We start from the raw sequence: 17,122 nt of genomic DNA on the forward strand, positions 1-17,122 counted from the left end.
CCGCCGGCGCTGCCGCGAGTTCGCCCGCCGCGCCCGCCTCGCCGTCCGCCGCCGCGCCCGACGCCGCCACCGTCGGCGCGACCGTCAAGGCCGCGATGAAGAAGTCGACCGCGGTCCACGTCAAGGGCACGAAGAGCGAAGACGGCAAGATGAAGGTCGACATGCAGTTCAACAAGGACAGCGTGAGCGGCTCGATCGAGAAGGACGGCGTCGAGGTGCCGGTGCTGCGCGTCGGCGAGAAGGTCTGGATGCGGTTCAGCAAGTCGCTGGTCAAGGAGACCGGGATGCCCGCCGAGGCCGCGGCGATGGTGAACGACAAGTGGGTGTCGCTCGACTCCCCGCTCGCCCAGGGCATGGGCGAGGTCTTCAAGCTGTTCATGGACTTCGACGTCTTCATCGGCTCCATGGCCGACGACGTCGACAAGCCCGGCTACTCCGCGGCCGAGCCCGCCGACGTGGCGGGAACCCCGGCGCTGCGCTACAAGAACGGCAGCCGGACGATCTTCCTCGAAGCCGAGGGCTCCCACCGCCTGCTGCGGCTCGAGTCCCCCTCGGAAGGCACGATGGAATTCAGCGGCTGGGACCAGCCCGTCCCGGCCCAGGCCCCGCCCGCTGCCGAAATCTACTCCGGCCCCGGCTCCTGACCGGACGGCCTCGCGTTCCCGCGCCGTTCGGGAGCGCGAGGCCTTGCGTCCACTGTGGACCGCAGCGTCACGAATCCGCTTTGGGCCGAGATAAGCCGTAACGGACCGCCGACCCGCTCGACCCCGCGGCCATCAAGGCGGCGATGAAGAAATCGACCGCGGTCCACGTCAAGGGCACGGTCAACAGCGGCGGCGACATCAAGATCGACCTGCAGCTCAACAAGGACAGCGTCAGCGGCTCGATCGAGAAGGACGGCGTCGAGGTCCCCGTGCTGCGCGTCGGCGACAAGATCTGGATGCGGTCCAGCAAGTCGCTCACCAAGAAGGCCGGACTGCCCGCCGCGGCCGCCGCGATGGTGAACGACAAGCGGGTGTCGCTCGACTCCGGCCCCGGTTCCTGACCAGACAGCCTCGCGTCCACTGTGGACCGTAGCCGTAACGAACCGCCGGACCGGGCGATAAGCGGATGCGCCCGGGGGTGTCCCAGGCCTGTCCCGAACGGAAACCGCATGACTCGCCCGGTCCCAAACCGTCTCCTCCTGCGCTGCGGTGCCATTGCGGCCGCGCTCGTGTGCGCCGCCTGCTCCGGTGCCGGAGGGAGTCCAACCCTGCCGCTGGTCAGCGCGGCGGCGAGTTCGCCGGTCAAGCCGTTCGACGCGCCGCCCGATGCCGCGACGGTCGGGGATACCGTCGCGAACGAACTGGGCATGGCCAGGGCGGTCCACCTCAAAGGCACGAGCGCCGACGGCCTCACCGTCGACCTGCAGCTCAACCACGACAGTGCGAGCGGCTCGATCGAGAAGGACGGCGCGCCGCTGTCGCTGGTGCGCGTCGGCGACAAGGTGTGGATCAAAGTCACCGGCGCGCTGGCCAAGATCACCGGACTGTCCGCCCGAGCCATGTCGACGATGGACGGCAAGTGGCTGCCGGCGGACGCTCCCCTGCTCCACGGCCGCGGCGCGAAGTTGAAGGACCTCCTGGACTGCGACTCCTTCCTCGACTCCGCCGCCGACGAGCTCGGCCAGCCCGGTTACTCCGCGGGCGAACCCGTCGACCTGGAGGGCACTCCGGCGGTGCGCTACCGGAACGGCAGCAAGGCGATCTACCTCGGGCGCTTCGGGACGACCTACTCCCTGATGCGGTACGAGTCCCCGCGGGACGGCGCACTGGACCTCGACCTGGGCGAACCCCACCCGGCCAAGGCCCCCTCCGCCGACGAGATCTACTCCGGTCCCGGCTCCTGAAGTTCTGCCGTCCGGGCGAACGAGTGCGACACTGCCCGAGATGATCGGTCTGCTGTACCCCACTCGCGATTGCGCCGAGGACGACTTCACCGCCCTCGCCGGATGCCTGGACGCCCGGCCCGGCGTGGAGTTCGCCTACGTGCCCTGGGCGCGGCGCGTGGTCGAGCGGGAGAACGTCCAGACCGCCGTGCGCGAGCTGAGCGAGCCGGACCGGCTGGTCCAGACGGCGGCGAAGTTCACGACGTCCCCGCGCGTGGTCAGCTGGGCGTGCGCGAGCTGCAGTTTCCTCGACGGCGTCGCCGTGGCCAAGACGCAGACCGACGCCCTGACGGACGCGCTGGGCGTCCCGGCGAGCAGCACGTCGCTGGCGTTTCTCGCCGCCGCGCACCGGCTCGGACTCAAGCGGATCTCGCTCGCCTCGGTGTACGCGCCGGACATCACCGACGCGTTCTCGGCGTTCCTTGCCGAGGAAGACATCGCCACCGTGCACGCCGTGTCGGCCGATGCCGGTTCGGACCGCGATCTGGCGGCGTGGGACAGCGGCCGCATCCGCGAACTGGTCGATTCCGCGGCCTCGTCGGACGCCCAGGCCGTCCTGCTCCCGGAGACCGCCCTGCACACCGCGCCGCTGCTCGCCGAGCTCGAAAACCGGGCGGGCAAACCCGTGCTGACCGCGACGCAGGTGACGCTCTGGCACTGCCTCACCCTGCTCGGCCGGCCTGCCGCCGGACCGGGTCTCGGCACGCTGCTCGCCCACCCGCATTGACCGTCCACTGTGGACAAACAAGATCCCGGGCATAACCGCGGCCGATCGCGGGTAATTCCCCGATCATGAGCAGCCACCTGATCGCCGTCACCGTCGACTGCCGAGACGCCGACGCGCTCGCCGAATTCTGGCGGGAAGCGCTCGGCTACCCGCCTGCCGAGCGGTGGCCGGACAGCCACGGACTCACCTACGTCGAACTGAAAGCGCCGGACCGGCCGTCGCTGCTGTTCCAGCCGGTGCCGGAGGGGAAGACCGTCAAGAACCGGCTGCACCTGGACATCGCGCCGGACACCGTGGAACAGCGCGACGAAGTGGCCCGCCTCGTCACTCTTGGCGCGAAAGTCGTGGAAGATCCGGAGAACGACCACTGGATCGTGCTGAAAGACCCCGAAGACAACGAATTCTGCGTCCTCCCCCGGCGGTCCTGACCCCGCGCTACGATCTCCGCCGTGCCCGACCCCCGAATGCCCGCGCATCCCGACCTCGGCATGCTCGCCGGGCGGTTGCTGTTCGCGGTGCAGCGGGAACTGTTCACCGCGCTGGCCGCCGAGGGTTTCGCCGACCTGAGCCCCCGGCACGGCGCGGTGCTCGCCTATCTCGGCCCGGACGGCGCCCGCGCGACCGAACTGTCCCGCCGCTCCGGACGGCGCAAGCAGGTCATCGGCACGATGGTCGACGAACTCGCGACGCTCGGCTACGTCGAACGCCGCCCCGACCCGGCCGACCGGCGGGCGAAACTCGTCTGCCCGACCGAACGCGGAGAAGCCATGATCGAGGCCTCGACCCGCATTCTCGCCGGGATCGAGGACCGGCACGCCCAGCGCCTCGGCCGGGACGAGTACGCGGAGTTCAAACGGGTGCTCACCGAGGTCACGGACGAGCAGCGGCACTTCGCCGGGCAGTGATCACTGGCCCGGCCAATTCTGCTGCGGCGGGCCGGAGGCGGGCCATTGCCCCGGCATCGGCTGCTGCGGATACGGCGGCTGGGGATACTGCGGTTGCTGCGGGTACTGCTGCGGCATTCCCGGAGCGCCGTACTGCTGCGGATACTGCTGCCCCGGATACTGCAGCCCCATCGGATACTGCGGCGTCCCCGGAACCGGTGCCCCGTAAGGCATGTCGTATCCCACGGGCGGAGGCGTCTTCGCGGACACCGCGGGCAGCCACAGCACCACCGCCAGGATCGCGATCACGCCGAACGCGATGGTGTCCCACCAGGAATGAGCGAGGATCACCCCGGCGAGCGCGCACAGCAGCTGCACCGGCGCGCCCCACAGCAGAATCCGGCCGACCGATTGCCGCCGCGCGAAAATCAACGCGATGCCGACGAGTACCACGATCGCCAGCAGCAGAGACGCCGCAGACAGATAACTGGACGGGCTGACGCGTCCGCCGCTCACGATGCTGCCGACCGACCAGAATCCGCCGAGTACCACATAGATCTCCAGCAGTGCGAGGACCACCGCCACCGCGATCCCGATCCCCGTCACCCTCGGCCGCACTGCCGGCTGAGTCATCCCCGGTCCCCTCCGTCACCCTCCGGAGGGAACACTCTACCAAGCGCATCCACCGTCCACAGTGGAACAACCGCCCCGGCCCCGGCGACCGGCCCGCCCGCCGTCTACGATCGGCCCCGTGACCGCCTACGACGACGTCTTCGACGACCTGGACGCTTCGGCCCTGCCCGAGCGGCAGCAGCGCATCCTCGCCACCATCCGGGACTGGGTGGGCAGGCACGGATACTCGCCGAGCACGCGCGAGATCGGCGAAGCGGTCGGGCTGCGGTCGACGTCCTCGGTGTCGAAGCATCTCGCCGCGCTGGAGGACAAGGGGTTCCTGCGGCGCAGCCCCACCGTCTCCCGCCCGATCGACGTGCGCGCCTTCCTCGGCGACCTGCCCACGCGCGAAAGCAGCGACTCCGTGCCGGTGCCGGTGGTCGGCGACATCGCCGCGGGCACGCCGATCTCCGCGCAGGAGCACGTGGACGACGTCATGCAGCTGCCGCGCGGGCTCACCGGCCGCGGCACCGTCTTCGGGCTGCGCGTGCGCGGCGATTCGATGGTCGACGCGGCGATCTGCGACGGCGACATCGTCGTGGTCAAGCAGCAGCCGGAGGCGCATTCGGGGCAGATCGTCGCCGCGATGATCGACGAGGAGGCGACGGTCAAGGTTTACCGCCGCCGCGACGGGCACGTCTACCTCGAGCCCCGCAACCCGGCCTACGACGTGATCGACGGCGACCGGGCCACGGTGCTCGGCGTGGTCGTCTCGGTGCTCCGCAGCATGTGAGCGGCGATGCCGGGGCGCACCGGCACCGCCACCCACGAGCCACCTCAGTCGACGGCCACCGGGACCCGGGTGTCGGCCAGCACCTCCGGCTCGGCCGCCCGGCCCTGCCACGGCCGCGCGACCACCCACAGCACCAGGCCGGACACCACCAGTCCGCCGAACATCACCGTGGCCATCGCGACCGCGTTGTTGCCCAGCAGGCCGACCACCGGCGACACCGCCGCGCCGACGCCGAACTGCACCGCGCCCAGCAGCGACGCCGCGGTCCCGGCGTTGTCGCCGTGCGCGTCGAGCGCGACCGCCGGCGCGTTCGGCAGGATCAGCCCGGCGAAGAACAGCACCACCCACACCGGCACCGCGACGCCGAACATGCCGCCGAAGCCGGTCAGCGCGGTCGCCAGCAGCACCGCGGCCGAGGCCGCCGCCGCGACGCTCGCGAAAAGCAGCACCTGGTGCGGTTCGAACCGGTTCATCAGCCGGGCGTTGACCTGCGTCGCGGCGATCAGCCACACCGCGCTCGCCCCGAACATCAGGCCGAACTGCTGCTGGTCGAGTCCGTACTGCTGCTGGAACACGAACGACCCGCCGCTGACGAACGCGAACAGCCCGGCCATCGCGAACCCGGCCACCAGCACCAGCCCGACGAACGAGCGGTCGGTGAACAGCGTCCGGTAGGACCGCATGGTCGCGCGGACCTTGAACGGCTGCCGCCGCGCGGGCGGCAGGGTCTCCGGCAGCGCCAGCGCCGCCGCGACGCCGCTCGCCAGCCCGATCGCGGCGAGCGCCACGAACACCCCGCGCCAGTGCGTCCACGCCAGCAGCGCGCTGCCGAGCGTCGGGGCCAGCACCGGAGACACGCCCATCACCAGGATGAGCTTGGACAGCAGTTTCGCCGCGGCGCGATCGGTGTAGAGGTCGCGCACCACGGCCAGCGCCAGCACCGCGCCCGCCGAGGCGCCCAGCCCCTGCAGCACGCGCGCCGCGCTCAGCAGCTCGACCGTCGGCGCGACCAGGCACAGCAGCGACGCGAGCACGTGGATCGCGCTTCCCGCGACGAGCGGAATCCGCCGCCCCATCGCGTCCGAGAGCGGGCCGGCGATCAGCTGGCCCAGGCCGAGCCCCAGCACCGTTCCGGTGAGGGTCAGCTGGATCGTCGACTCCGTCGTCAACAGTTCGCGGGTGATGTCCGGCAGAGCCGGCAGATACATGTCGATGGACAGCGGCCCCAGTGCCACCAGAACGCCCAGCACGAGCACCAGCTTCAGCTGGCTCCCGGCTTTCGGCGCTTCGCGTGTTTCGTTCACGCCACTCCCCTTCGTCGTGAGCACGCCAGTGACTTACGACGAAGGGGGCCGAGAAATTCCGGAACCCCCGAACAGATCACACCCTGGGAATCCCGCTTGACAAACTCAGCCGAGGCCGAGGGCGAATACGTGGAGGTCCGGATCGGACGGGAGCGTCACCGTCGCGATCTTCTTGCCCGCCGGGATTTCCAGCGGCGACGTCGCGTAGACCGAGGCGCCGATTCCCTGGCCGCCGGGCTGATTCCGGTACGCGGTGCGGGCCACGAGCGTATTGCCGAATACTGGTTCGGTTTTTCCGCCCGGCAACACCCAGTCACCGAACGAAAGATCGGCGGTCGCCGTCGTGCCGTCGGTGAACGCGACCGTCGCGCTCCCGCGATGGTCTCCGTTCGTCGCCGAACCGACGAAAAGCAGGCGGGCGGCTGAAGTTCCACCTAGATCGAGCTTCTGCCCGGACGGCACCGCGTTGTCCGGACGGCCGGACGGCGCGGCGGGCCAGACGAACGTCGTGCCCGCCGCGTGTCCGGTCGAACCCGGAGTGAGACCGGCGTCCGCCAGCGCTTTCCGCGAATAGCTGTTTCCGGCACCGTCGAAATTCGCCGAACCGCCGTCGCCGTCGTCGGAAATCCCGGCATTGCCGAAGGTCGCGGCGAGGCTTCCCTTCGGCGCGACCAAAACAATTACCGAGGAAGAAACGGTATGTCCGGCTCCGCGCAATGTCACCGGCACTTCGTAGTAACCCGCGGGAGTGCCCGCCGCCGCGGTCACGGTCAGGTCCGTTTTACCGCCGCCGGTGTGGTTGTCGAGCCACACCGAACGCGGTCCGGACACGGTGATCCCGGCGGGCGCCGACGTCGAGAGGTTAAGCGAGCGCAGGTGCCCGCCGAGCCGCTGGCCGTTCACCACGACGGTGCCGGAGCCGCCCGGTTCGAGGGTCACCTGGTTGGCCACCGAGCCGACGAACGGTTCCTCGTTGTCCCGATAGGACGGTGGTTGCGTGTTCGCCGCCCAGTTCCGGTCCGGCTGCGCGGACAGCGCGAAGTCGAGCCGACCGCCGTTGCGCGCGAGATCTTGCGGCAGCGACGTCCGGTCCCACCGGTGCCCGTTCAGCGCGAGGCCGTGGACGTACTGCGTGGTCGTCGAGGCTCCCGGCGCGCGGATGTCCAGCGTGCGGCCGCCGGGCAGGGTCAGCACCGCGCGCTCGAACAGCGGGCTGTGCACGGTGAGGTCCGGCGTGCCCGGAGTCGACGGGTACAGGCCCAGCGCGGCCCAGACGTACCAGGACGATTGCGCGCCGAGGTCGTCGTTTCCAGGCTCTCCGTCCGGCGTAGCGCTGAACAGCGTGGTCGCGATCCGGCGCACCACCTCTTGGGTCTTCCACGGCTGGCCGACGTGGTTGTACATCCAGGGAACGCCGAAGTCGGGCTCGTTGCCCGCCCACATGTACGGCTCGTTCGGGCCGACGTTGAGCTTCTGGAAGAACGTGTCGAGCCGCGCGGACACCGCCGCCGGACCGCCTATCGCGGTCACCAGCCCGGCCGTGTCCTGCGGCACGAGCCAGGTGTACTGCGCGGCGTTGCCCTCGTCGAAACCGTCCTGGCCGAAGGTGCCGGGCGCGGGCGGCTGGTAGGCCGGGCCGTCCGGGAACCGGCCGTCCTGGCCGCGCGGCTGCAGGTAGCCGGTCGCCGGGTTGAACAGGTGCTGCCAGTTCTGGCCGCGTTTCGCGAAGTCGCGGGCGACGCGTCGGTCGCCGATCGCGCCGGCGAACTGCGAGATGGCGAAGTCGTCGATCGCCCATTCCAGCGTGATCGAGGCGCCGACGCGGGCGTGGTCGCCGCGGGAGGCGTCGTTGTTGGGCAGGTAGCCGCGGGCGAGGTAGTCCGCGATCCCCCGGCGTTCCTGGTACGCGCCGGGCGTCTCGTCCACCGACGTCGCACCCTTGACCAGGTACTTCAGCGCGGTCTTGACGTCGAAGTCGCGCGCGCCGAAGGCGTAGAGGCTCGACAGCAGCGCGACCGAGCTGTCGCCGGTCATCTGCCCGGTGTAGCCGTTGGCCATCGGCCAGCGCGGCCACCAGCCGCCCTGGACCGCGTCGTTGGTCAGCGACTGCGCCATGTCGCTGGCTTCCTTCGGGAAAAGCATGCCGTGCAGGGGCGCGAGCGAGCGGTAGGTATCCCAGTCGGAGAAGTTGGCATACTGCGAATGCCCGGCCGGGAGCGTGCGGACCTGGTTGTCGAAGCCGAGGTAGCGGCCGTCGGCGTCGTTGAAAGTGTTGGGGTGCATCAGGCCGTGGTAGAGCGCGGTGTAGAACGTTTTGAGCTGCGCGGAGTCCTTGCCCGCCACGCGGATCCGGCCGAGTGCGTCGCGCCAGGCGTCCTTGGTGCCCTTGCGCATCGCGGCGAAGTCCCAGCCGGGGGTCATGTTCTTCTTCGCACCCTGAACGTCCACATAGGACATCGAGACCTTCGCGTGGACCACGCCGGCGTCGCCGAACGTCAGGTACGCCCCGGCTTTCGGCGCGTCGACCTGGTCGCTGCCGGGCTGGACGGTTTTGCCGTCCCAGGTGCCGTGCGCGGTGAACGGACGGTCGAAGGTGATGTCGTAGAAGACGGTGTACGTGTTCGGCTTTCCGCAGAAATGGCCGGTCGTCGCCTGGCCGCTGACCTCGCGGTCGCCGGTGATCCGCAGCCCCGCCGCGGAGTTGCCCGCCAGGCTCGCGCCGCCCTTCACGAGCACCTGCGCGTTCTGCCCCGCCGGGAAGGTGAACGCCGCCATCCCCGTGCGGGTGGTCGCGGTCAGCTCGGTGCGCACGCCGGAATCGGGGAACGTGACCGCGTAGTAGCCGGGTTCAGCCTGCTCGCCGTCGTGGGTGAAGCGCTCGACCCGGTCCCACGGTTTCGCCCCGACGTCGCCGGTGACCGGCAGGATCGGGACGTCGCCGAACGCGTTGCAGCCGACCGACGCGTGGTCGAGGCTGAAACCGCGGATCTTGTCGCTGTGGTACTGGTAGCCGGCGTAGGACCCGTCGGTGTCCGGCGAGAACTGCATCATCCCGAACGGCGCCGCGGGCCCGGGAAAGTTGTTGATCTCGCCGACGGAGGTACCGCCGCGGCCGGTCCCGATGAGCGGATCCACGTACGCCGCCGGATCGCCGACCAGGGCCGCCTGCGGCGCGGCCGCCGCGACGGTCCCCGCTCCGACGACCGCCGCCGTCGCCAACGCTGCCACGACTGAGTACCGCACAGCACCTCCCAGACCTCGTGTTGTCCGACCTTTCCGGCTCGCGGGCGGCGAGGTCAACCGGATGACAGAGATCTGGCCGGTTTCGACCGGACAGACATCCGACCGGCGGCACGGCAGACTCCTGCGGAGGTGCGTACGGGAATCAGATTCCGTCCGGGGTTTCCGCACAGACCTGCGCTTCGCGTGCCTGCCGGGCTAACCTCGACGGACATGACAGAACCTGCCACCCGGGACGTCGAGGGCCACGAGGTCGGCTCCGGCGTCTCCGTCATCCGCGAATACGCCACCGAGCCCGGCACCGGACCGCGGCTGCACCGGCATCCCTACCGCGAAACCTTCGTCATCCAGCGCGGGCGCGCGTTGTTCACCATCGGCGAGGAGCAGCGCGAGGGGGTCGCCGGGGAGGTGCTCGTCGCTCCGGCGAACACCCCGCACAAGTTCGTTTCCCTCGGTCCCGGACCCTACGAGGCGGTGCACATCCACGAGAACGACCGGTTCGTCACCGAGTGGCTGGAGTGAGGTCGAGCCGCATTTGTACGTCCCGTGTATCCCGTTCGGCGATGCTCGGCCCGGACCGACCAGGACCGGGAGGACACGGATGCTCAGGAAACTCGCAGTGCTCACCGCCGGAGCCGCGGCGGCGGCCACGGTCGCCGTCGCCGTTCCGGGCGTCGCCGCGGCGCTGCCGGCGGCGAACATGGAGGCCGTGCTGCTCGCGGCCCAGATCGACCCGCAGCGCGCCGACAGCACGCAGACCCCGGGCGCGCACGACAGCGTCCTGCTGGTCGAGAAGGCGCTGCAGGCGAAGGGGCTGCTGGACGCCAAGTACGTCGACGGCTACTTCGGCACCACCACGATCGACGCCTACTCGAAGTACCAGAAATCCCTTGGCTACACCGGAATCGACGCGTCCGGCCTGCCCGGCAAGACGTCGATGGAGAAGCTCGGCTCCGGCAAGTACACGGTGTCGAACGTCGTGTCCGCGGGCAGCCACGTGACTTACCACGGCGTCACGCTGAACACGCGCACCAAGGCGATGCTCCAGGCGGCGGAGAAGCTGTTCGGCAAGGACGTCGGCCTCACCCAGGGTTCGTACAACCCGGGCGGCGTCGGCGCGTCTGCCGGAACGCACGACGGCGGCGGCGCTTTCGACGTCTCGGTGGCGAACATGTCCTCGGCGACCCGCACTGAATTCGCCAAGGATCTCCGGAAAGTCGGGTTCGCGGCCTGGGTGCGCACGCCGTCCCAGGGCGACTGGGGCTACCACATCCACGCGATCGCGGTGAACGACCCGGATCTGTCCTCGGGCGCGCAGCACCAGGTCGGCGCTTATTACCTCGGGCAGAACGGCCTCGCCAACCACGGCAAGGACGACGGCCCCGCGGTCAACCCGAAGCTGACCTGGGAGCAGTACCAGCGCGGCTGACTCACCCGGCTGCCGCATTTGCTGGCGCGAGTGCGGCAGCCGTGGTTTTCTGGTGCCATGGCGGGAAAAACATTTCGGTTCGGGGTCGTCGCGGCAGCGCAGGAGGGCGGCGCGAAATGGCGCGAAACGGCCCGTCGCGCGGAGGATCTCGGATATTCGACCCTGCTGTCGCCGGACAATCTCCGCCTCCCCACCCCGACCGCGGCGCTGGCCATCGCGGCGGCGGTGACGACCGAACTGCGGGTCGGCACGTTCGTCTACGCCAGCCCGCTGCGCACCCCGCGCGCGGCCGCGTGGGAGGCGCACAGCCTCAGCGTGCTCACCGAGCGCCGGTTCGAGATGGGGATCGGCACCGGGATCCCGCCGATGCGCGAGGCCGCCGCCGAACTGGGCCTGCCGTACGGCACCGGCCCGGAGCGGCTCGCTCAGGTGTCGGACACGATCTCGCACCTGCGCCGCCTCGACGGTGACGCGCACACGCCGGTGATGGTCGCCGCGGGCGGTCCGAAAGCCCGGCGGCTGGCCGGGGAACGGGCAGACATCGTCACTCTCGCGGGCAGCGTACTCGCGAGCCGCGCCGAGACCGCGGAGTACGCCGCCGAGATCCGCTCGGCGGCCGGCGGCCGGGACGTCGAACTGGCGATGAACATTTTCGTCGTCGGCGAAGAGATCCCGCCGTGGATCCGCGGTTTCATCGGGCACGACCACGAAACCCTCGTCGAGCACGACTCCCTCACCCTCCTGCGCGGCGGACCGGCCGCGATGGCCGACGAGCTGCAGCGGCGGCGGGAGGAGCTCGGGGTGTCGTACTACAGCGTGAACGGCGCGTTCATCCAGGACTTCGCCCCGGTGATCGCGCGGCTCGCCGGGCGCTGACAGGTCTCGAACCAACAATCGACATTCTCGCCGTCAGCGAAGAAATCTCACCTCGGACACCAGAACTGGTGAGGTTTCCCGAAAAGTCTCGCAGCAACCGATCACCCAGTACAAGGGTAGTCGGCTTTCCTCGTTGACCGTCTTTGTCACGGTCTCCAGACGGTGGTCCGTATGCCGCTGTGCCGGCGCGCCGCTCAACCCAAAGTCTGGCCAGCCTCGCCTCTTGCAGCGTCGGCTCCGGACACCGAAGAGGTACCTTTGTCTGCTGCGCCGTCCCGAATTCGACGGATGGATTGGTCTACGACCGTCTCGTCTCGATGTCTCTGGACGGCTGTCCGCGACCACGGTGACGACGCAGCGTCGGTGTCGTCGGATTTCGAAAGTAGCAAGCCTGGCACTACCCACCGGTCATGCTTCTCACACCGAAGGCGAAGTCTCTACCGACGTTAATCGAAACGATCTCTGGGTCGGCGAATTTAACTGATCGATACTCTACCGGCGAGCAGACCAGAGACAATCAAGTGGTTCCCTGCCTGCACTTTTCCTTAAGCCAATCGATCAGCTGGTCAGCCTCGCTCTTGTGCAGATGATCAGTCAGCAGGAGTTCCACAAAAGCTCGAACCACTTGAGTTGTGTTCCCATAATGCTTACCTAGCTCCGCTAGCCAGTCGTGGTGGTCATGGCCGGCCGTGGACTCCAGGAGCATGCGAAGTCGCTCGGCACCACCGGCTAATGGCGGGCTCCAAGACGAAGAGGAGTCTGCTCGCCACCTGTCCGTAGCTGCGCGCAGCACAATCTCAGGTGCTTCACTGCCCGGAAGATACCCGAATTGTGCCAAGTCAGCACTGCCTCGCTGGTCACCGTCGAGAACACCGATCACCGCGAACCTATCTGGGCCGGCACTTCGGATCTCGTCGAGCAAGCGATGCACGCCAGACTCCCCTGATCGGGCATACCGTATGGTGACAGCACCGCTTAGGTCCGGGGCCGCAGCCTCAATCACCGCACGTAGGACCTGCTGGGCTGCCGCGTCCTCAACAATAACAACCGCGCAACTGCTGGCTCGGATGCCCAGGAAATCGCTGATCGCTTGAATCCCCAGGTCATGCCGGAAACCCTGTTCAGGTGGCCCTTTCAGGAGGGTCACGTTGCCGTCCGGCAACGGGTTGATGATTCCGGGTGAGTGGCTAGACACCACCATAGTTAGGTCCTGCTCGACCGCGAAAGCTGCCAACGCATCGGTCAAAGCGCGCTGCGAGAAAGACGCCAAATGGCTCTCCGGCTCCTCAAGCAGCACGACCGTGCCCGGCTCCAAGTTGCGGAGCCGCCACAGCAGATACGTGACCACCAGCTCTCCTCGCCCCATCCCAAGGAGGTCATATGTCTGGCTGTGCGCCTCGACTACGAAGTATGGGGTCGGGTTGTCGTCCTCACTGAACGCCGTTACTTCGTAGACCTCGATAGCCGCATAGGACCTCCGCAGGATATGACCGACCCTCCGGACGTCCTCCGCCAGCAGCGGCGCGGGATCTACCCCTTCTTTTAGGTCTTCCCGGTTGTCGTCACCGCTGAACAGCCGGATAAGCCCTTCGGTCTCCGCAGAGGGATCGATGTACACAACCGACGAAGGTCCCTCGCCTGACCTCAGTCGCTTTGACCGGTCGTAGTCCACTGTCCATTCCGCACCTGCGGTGCTACCGGTTACTGAGATCGACGACAGCCAGTGAGGCAGCTCTGGAATATGCCGTTGTCGATCTTCCTCGTCGCCATCGCCAAGACATCGAGCCAGCGCGCCGAGCGTGCGCGACTTTCCCGCACCGTTGCCACCGCACAGAACGGTGATTCCGGGCCCGAAGGTGAGGACATGCTCTTCCTTGTCTAAGTCGCGAAGTTCTGCTCTCGTGAGTTGACTGGTATAGTTGCGCTTCGACAACTGCGCTAGAATCCGCTCCCGGGCGACCTGCCTCAAAGCCACGGAAACTCCCCCCAATCCACGGCCATGGCGAACTCGTAGAGCCCACGATCCGCATTTACCTGGCCAGCCCGCTTCCAAGCCCGACCAATTTCCTCAGGTAACGGCGTCGCGCCAGTGGACAGCGGAACGCGGTCCGAGAACAACATCCATGCGGTCAGGTCGCGTAGGACGACCGAGGACACGTCCGCAACCCGAGATGTGGCACGATCATTGAAGACAGTCAGAACGGCACGGGCGCGCCCTGTCGTGAGGTCAGACTTCACCCGGCTCTGCTCTACAAGCTCGATTACGTCTGCGAGACCGGAGCCGTAGCTACCAAGGAGATCGTGGCGGTGCAGCTTCGCAGCCATGCATAACCAAGTGTGGATGGTAGCCTTGTTCGGCTTGCGCGATCCCGAGCGATTCAACAATGGAAGACTGAGAACGAACTTGATAGATTGCTTTGCCTGATTGACGGTTTCATCCGGGAACACCTCCGTGGAGCGGTACCTATTGGTAATCCGCTGCGCCGTCACCTTCTCAGTGAGAGACCGTTTCTCCAGAGTCAGCAAGAAACGGGCAATCAAGTCGTCATAAGCCATTCTGGCGTTCGAAAAGCCGATCCGATCCGCAGCTAAACCTTCATTGACCGCCCACGCAACGAGGCCGCGGACCTGATTGCGCGGACCTCCGACAAAGGCGTTCCGTTTCTCTGCCTCGGTGAGACTGGTGGGCTGGTTGAGCCGGAAGAAGAGCTCGTGCGGCTCGTCCGGGGTGTAGTCGGTCAGCGCGAACACGCGGATCGGGAACTGATTGAAACTTCGCTTGCGCGCGGGCGGCAACTGCTCGTAGCCGAAGTCGTTTAATTCGGTAATAGCAGGATCGATGGGTTCAATCTTGCCATCGATTGTGAACTTGTTGAGCACAAAGTCGCGGATGGCCGTCAGTCGCTGCTGACCGTCGAGCACGTCGTAAGTGTTGTCCTCCTTTGCTACCAAATGGATCGGCGGGACGTGCCATCCCCGAAGAATGCTGTCAATCAGACGCTGCTTCTTGTTCTTCGTCCAGACTTCACCTCGCTGAAACTCCGGCTGAAGATCGTATGTGCCGTCGTCGATGCGATTGTAAATAGTTGAGATGTCCGGGTCACTGGTAGTGAATTTCACCCGTTCCCTGCCTCCTGCTGGTCCCCTCGGACGGCGTCGATCAGTAGCAGCCGATCGTACCGGGAAGTGCGCTGGTCGCTGCTAGCAGTCCTAGGCTCAACTCAATGCGAGCATTATGGCTAGCGAGCAAGATCGCCCCCAGGCCCCACCAAACACGACTCCCTCGTCCTCTCACGCAAACCAGTCGGAATCACGAGGAGCTCGGGGTCTCGTACTACAGCGTGAACAACGCCTTTCTCAAGGACTTCGCGCCGGTCGTCGCACGCCTCGCCGAACGCTGCCCCGACCAGGCGGGAATAGCCGCGCCGGCCGGGGCATTGCACCGAGGGTGAAAGCTGTGACCTACCGCCAGTTCGGCGGCCCGGAAGTGCTGACGTTGTCCGAACTCGCCGTGCCCGAGCCGGGGCCGGGCGAGGTGCGCGTGCGGATCGTCGTGTCCGCGGTGAATCCGACCGACTGGAAGGCGCGTTCCGGCTCCCGCTTCGGCGTCGAGGCCGAGTTGTCCGTGCCCAACCAGGACGGGGCGGGCGTCGTGGACGCGGTCGGCGCCGGGGTGGACGGATTCTCCGTGGGCGACCGGGTGTGGCTGCTGCTGGCGGCCGCGCACTCGCCGACGTCCGGGACCGCGCAGGAGTACACCGTGCTTCCGGCGGACCGGCTCGTCCCGCTCCCCGACGAGTCCGGTTTCGACGAGGGCGCCGCCTTCGCGATCCCGGCGCTCACCGCGCACCGCGCGCTCACCGTCGCGGAGGACGGACCGCAGCGGCTCGCTCCGAATGCGTTGGCGGGCAAGACGATTCTCGTCAGCGGCGGCGCGGGTGCCGTCGGCAACGCCGCGATCCAGCTGGCGCGCTGGGCCGGAGCGACCGTGATCGCCACGGTCAGCACCGAGGACAAAGCAGCACTCGCGCGCGCCGCCGGTGCGCAGCATGTCGTGCGGTACACCGAAGGAGACGTCGCCGCCGCGATCCGGGAAATCGCGCCGGACGGGGTCGACGTGATCGTGGAGGTCGCCGTCGGCGTGAACGCTCCCCTGCACGCCGCGGTTCTCCGCCCGCGCGGGGTGGTCGCGGCCTACGGCGACGACCGCGGCACCGGGACCGTGACTGTCGACTTCGGACAGAACGTCTTCCTCAACAGCCGCTACCAGTTCCTGGTGCTCTACACCGTCGGATGGGACCAGCTGCGCGCCGGCGCGGAAGACCTGAACGCCGCCCTGCGCGACGGCGGGCTCCGGCTCGGCCCCGATCACGGACTCCCCGTCCACCGGTTCCCGCTGGCGGAAACCGCACGCGCGCACGAGGCGTCGGAGAAGGGCGTCACCGGGAAGGTGCTGATCGACGTCAGCTGAACACCGGCTCGACCCCGGTCAGCTCCACGCTCGCCGCCCACGCCCGGGCGGCGGCTTCGGGGTCCGCGTACGGCCCGCGCACCGGCTCCGGCCGGGGCTTTCCCTTGAGCCCGAACACGCGCGGACCCCAGATCTGACCACTGTGGACATCCGGACCGGCCGCCGCCCGCACCGCTGGCCGCGCGCCGCCGTCCTTGCCCTGCAAGGCAATGCGCGCGAGAATCAGCTTCCTGCTCCGCACATGCAGCGGCGGCCGGTCCGGAGTCAGGCTGTCCAGCGCCCCGCCCGGATGCGCGACCACACTCAGCAAACTGCTGCCGGACGCCCGCAGCCGCCGATCCAGCTCCAGCGCGAAGAGCGTTTGCGCGAGCTTCGACCGCTCGTACGCGGTTTTCGGATGATAATCCCGCTTGCTCTGCAGATCGTCGAAATCGAGCTTCGCTGACTTCGCCGCGAAGCTGCCCATGGTCACGATCCTCGCCCCCGGCTTCAACCGGTCCTGAAGGGCCGCGGTCAGCGCGAAATGCCCGAGATGGTTGACCCCGAAGGTCATCTCGTGGCCGTCCTTGGTCTCCCGCCGCTCCGGCCCTTCGAGATACACCCCCGCGTTCAGCACGACCGCGTCGAGTTCCCCGACCTCGATCCCCTTCACCGACGCCAGGTCGGCAAGGTCCAGCCGCGCCCACGACGCGCGCACCCCCGGGACCCGCTCGCGCAGCACCCGCAGCGCGACCTCCGCCTTGGCCGCGTCCCGGCTGCCGAGCACCACCTCCGCCCCCGCCTCGGCCAGCTGCTCCGCGACGAAATAGCCGATCCCCGCGTTTCCCCCGGTCACCAGCACCGTCATGACACCCTCCTA

17 protein-coding genes are annotated in these 17,122 nt (G+C 68.2%); 11 read left to right on the top strand and 6 right to left on the bottom strand.

All coding sequences use genetic code 11. The features are described from left to right. From EIZ44_RS40445 to EIZ44_RS40470, 6 genes are all read left to right on the top strand, one after another. On the top strand, positions 1-644 hold a 644-nt coding region (locus tag EIZ44_RS40445; protein ID WP_134734193.1), incomplete at its 5' end, for a hypothetical protein. 143 nt (positions 645-787) lie between these two features. Continuing rightward, complete coding sequence (locus EIZ44_RS40450) at positions 788-1,045, top strand: hypothetical protein (RefSeq protein WP_205670117.1); 258 nt, start codon at positions 788-790, stop codon at positions 1,043-1,045. A gap of 108 nt (positions 1,046-1,153) precedes the next feature. After that, the gene (locus EIZ44_RS40455) at positions 1,154-1,888 is read left to right on the top strand and encodes a hypothetical protein (RefSeq protein ID WP_134734194.1); all 735 of its coding nucleotides are present in this window, start codon (positions 1,154-1,156) and stop codon (positions 1,886-1,888) included. Between the two features lie 40 nt (positions 1,889-1,928). Beyond that, a complete protein-coding gene (locus EIZ44_RS40460; RefSeq protein ID WP_167754432.1) occupies positions 1,929-2,654 on the top strand; it encodes a maleate cis-trans isomerase family protein in 726 nt (241 codons plus the stop codon). Between the two features lie 65 nt (positions 2,655-2,719). Next, entirely contained in the window at positions 2,720-3,082 is a 363-nt protein-coding gene (locus EIZ44_RS40465; RefSeq protein ID WP_037819495.1) for a VOC family protein, read from the top strand. 21 nt (positions 3,083-3,103) lie between these two features. Further along, the gene (locus EIZ44_RS40470) at positions 3,104-3,559 is read left to right on the top strand and encodes a MarR family winged helix-turn-helix transcriptional regulator (RefSeq protein ID WP_240691548.1); all 456 of its coding nucleotides are present in this window, start codon (positions 3,104-3,106) and stop codon (positions 3,557-3,559) included. On the opposite strand, the gene EIZ44_RS40475 is transcribed toward EIZ44_RS40470, so the two are convergent. Further along, a complete protein-coding gene (locus tag EIZ44_RS40475) occupies positions 3,560-4,171 on the bottom strand; it encodes a hypothetical protein (protein WP_134734196.1) in 612 nt (203 codons plus the stop codon). A gap of 118 nt (positions 4,172-4,289) precedes the next feature. Between EIZ44_RS40475 and lexA the strand changes: the two genes are divergently transcribed. Continuing rightward, positions 4,290-4,943, top strand: a complete 654-nt coding sequence (gene lexA / locus EIZ44_RS40480; protein ID WP_043833424.1) for a transcriptional repressor LexA — start codon at positions 4,290-4,292, stop codon at positions 4,941-4,943. Between the two features lie 44 nt (positions 4,944-4,987). Here lexA and EIZ44_RS40485 read toward each other — a convergent pair whose 3' ends face one another. Beyond that, the gene (locus EIZ44_RS40485; RefSeq protein WP_205673465.1) at positions 4,988-6,247 is read right to left on the bottom strand and encodes a Bcr/CflA family multidrug efflux MFS transporter; all 1,260 of its coding nucleotides are present in this window, start codon (positions 6,245-6,247) and stop codon (positions 4,988-4,990) included. Positions 6,248-6,352: 105 nt separating this feature from the next. Continuing rightward, complete coding sequence (locus EIZ44_RS40490; protein WP_240691549.1) at positions 6,353-9,490, bottom strand: GH92 family glycosyl hydrolase; 3,138 nt, start codon at positions 9,488-9,490, stop codon at positions 6,353-6,355. Between the two features lie 210 nt (positions 9,491-9,700). Between EIZ44_RS40490 and EIZ44_RS40495 the strand changes: the two genes are divergently transcribed. From EIZ44_RS40495 to EIZ44_RS40505, 3 genes are all read left to right on the top strand, one after another. Then, positions 9,701-10,009 carry a cupin domain-containing protein gene (locus EIZ44_RS40495; RefSeq protein ID WP_037819489.1) on the top strand — a complete coding sequence of 103 codons (309 nt, stop codon included), beginning with the start codon at positions 9,701-9,703 and terminating at the stop codon, positions 10,007-10,009. A gap of 79 nt (positions 10,010-10,088) precedes the next feature. Beyond that, positions 10,089-10,916: a peptidoglycan-binding protein gene (locus EIZ44_RS40500; RefSeq protein WP_134734198.1), complete on the top strand. Its 828-nt coding sequence runs from the start codon at positions 10,089-10,091 to the stop codon at positions 10,914-10,916. Positions 10,917-10,973: 57 nt separating this feature from the next. Then, complete coding sequence (locus tag EIZ44_RS40505; protein WP_134734199.1) at positions 10,974-11,792, top strand: LLM class flavin-dependent oxidoreductase; 819 nt, start codon at positions 10,974-10,976, stop codon at positions 11,790-11,792. A 517-nt stretch (positions 11,793-12,309) separates the two neighbouring features. Here the strand turns inward: EIZ44_RS40505 and EIZ44_RS40510 are convergent. Both EIZ44_RS40510 and EIZ44_RS40515 read right to left on the bottom strand, forming a co-directional pair. Beyond that, positions 12,310-13,767: an ATP-dependent nuclease gene (locus EIZ44_RS40510; RefSeq protein ID WP_134734200.1), complete on the bottom strand. Its 1,458-nt coding sequence runs from the start codon at positions 13,765-13,767 to the stop codon at positions 12,310-12,312. Next, positions 13,758-14,912, bottom strand: a complete 1,155-nt coding sequence (locus tag EIZ44_RS40515) for a DUF262 domain-containing protein (RefSeq protein WP_134734201.1) — start codon at positions 14,910-14,912, stop codon at positions 13,758-13,760. Before EIZ44_RS40515 ends, EIZ44_RS40510 begins: the two co-directional genes overlap by 10 nt. Positions 14,913-15,240: 328 nt before the next feature. On the opposite strand from EIZ44_RS40515, the gene EIZ44_RS40525 reads away from it, so the two are divergent. Next, positions 15,241-16,263: an NADPH:quinone reductase gene (locus tag EIZ44_RS40525; RefSeq protein WP_134734203.1), complete on the top strand. Its 1,023-nt coding sequence runs from the start codon at positions 15,241-15,243 to the stop codon at positions 16,261-16,263. On the opposite strand, the gene EIZ44_RS40530 is transcribed toward EIZ44_RS40525, so the two are convergent. Continuing rightward, entirely contained in the window at positions 16,256-17,110 is an 855-nt protein-coding gene (locus EIZ44_RS40530) for an SDR family NAD(P)-dependent oxidoreductase (protein WP_134734204.1), read from the bottom strand. The two genes, EIZ44_RS40525 and EIZ44_RS40530, sit on opposite strands and share 8 nt — an antisense overlap. Positions 17,111-17,122 lie beyond the last annotated feature (12 nt).

Source organism: Amycolatopsis nivea, from assembly GCF_004522235.1.
GTDB lineage: Bacteria > Actinomycetota > Actinomycetes > Mycobacteriales > Pseudonocardiaceae > Amycolatopsis > Amycolatopsis nivea.

Bases quoted from the DNA above. Each gene is read 5' to 3' on its own strand.
- EIZ44_RS40475 (WP_134734196.1), bottom strand. From the start codon at position 4,171: ATGACTCAGCCGGCAGTGCGGCCGAGGGTGACGGGGATCGGGATCGCG.
- EIZ44_RS40505 (WP_134734199.1), top strand. From the start codon at position 10,974: ATGGCGGGAAAAACATTTCGGTTCGGGGTCGTCGCGGCAGCGCAGGAG.
- EIZ44_RS40500 (WP_134734198.1), top strand. From the start codon at position 10,089: ATGCTCAGGAAACTCGCAGTGCTCACCGCCGGAGCCGCGGCGGCGGCC.
- EIZ44_RS40455 (WP_134734194.1), top strand. From the start codon at position 1,154: ATGACTCGCCCGGTCCCAAACCGTCTCCTCCTGCGCTGCGGTGCCATT.
- EIZ44_RS40450 (WP_205670117.1), top strand. From the start codon at position 788: ATGAAGAAATCGACCGCGGTCCACGTCAAGGGCACGGTCAACAGCGGC.
- EIZ44_RS40530 (WP_134734204.1), bottom strand. From the start codon at position 17,110: ATGACGGTGCTGGTGACCGGGGGAAACGCGGGGATCGGCTATTTCGTC.
- EIZ44_RS40495 (WP_037819489.1), top strand. From the start codon at position 9,701: ATGACAGAACCTGCCACCCGGGACGTCGAGGGCCACGAGGTCGGCTCC.
- EIZ44_RS40465 (WP_037819495.1), top strand. From the start codon at position 2,720: ATGAGCAGCCACCTGATCGCCGTCACCGTCGACTGCCGAGACGCCGAC.
- EIZ44_RS40460 (WP_167754432.1), top strand. From the start codon at position 1,929: ATGATCGGTCTGCTGTACCCCACTCGCGATTGCGCCGAGGACGACTTC.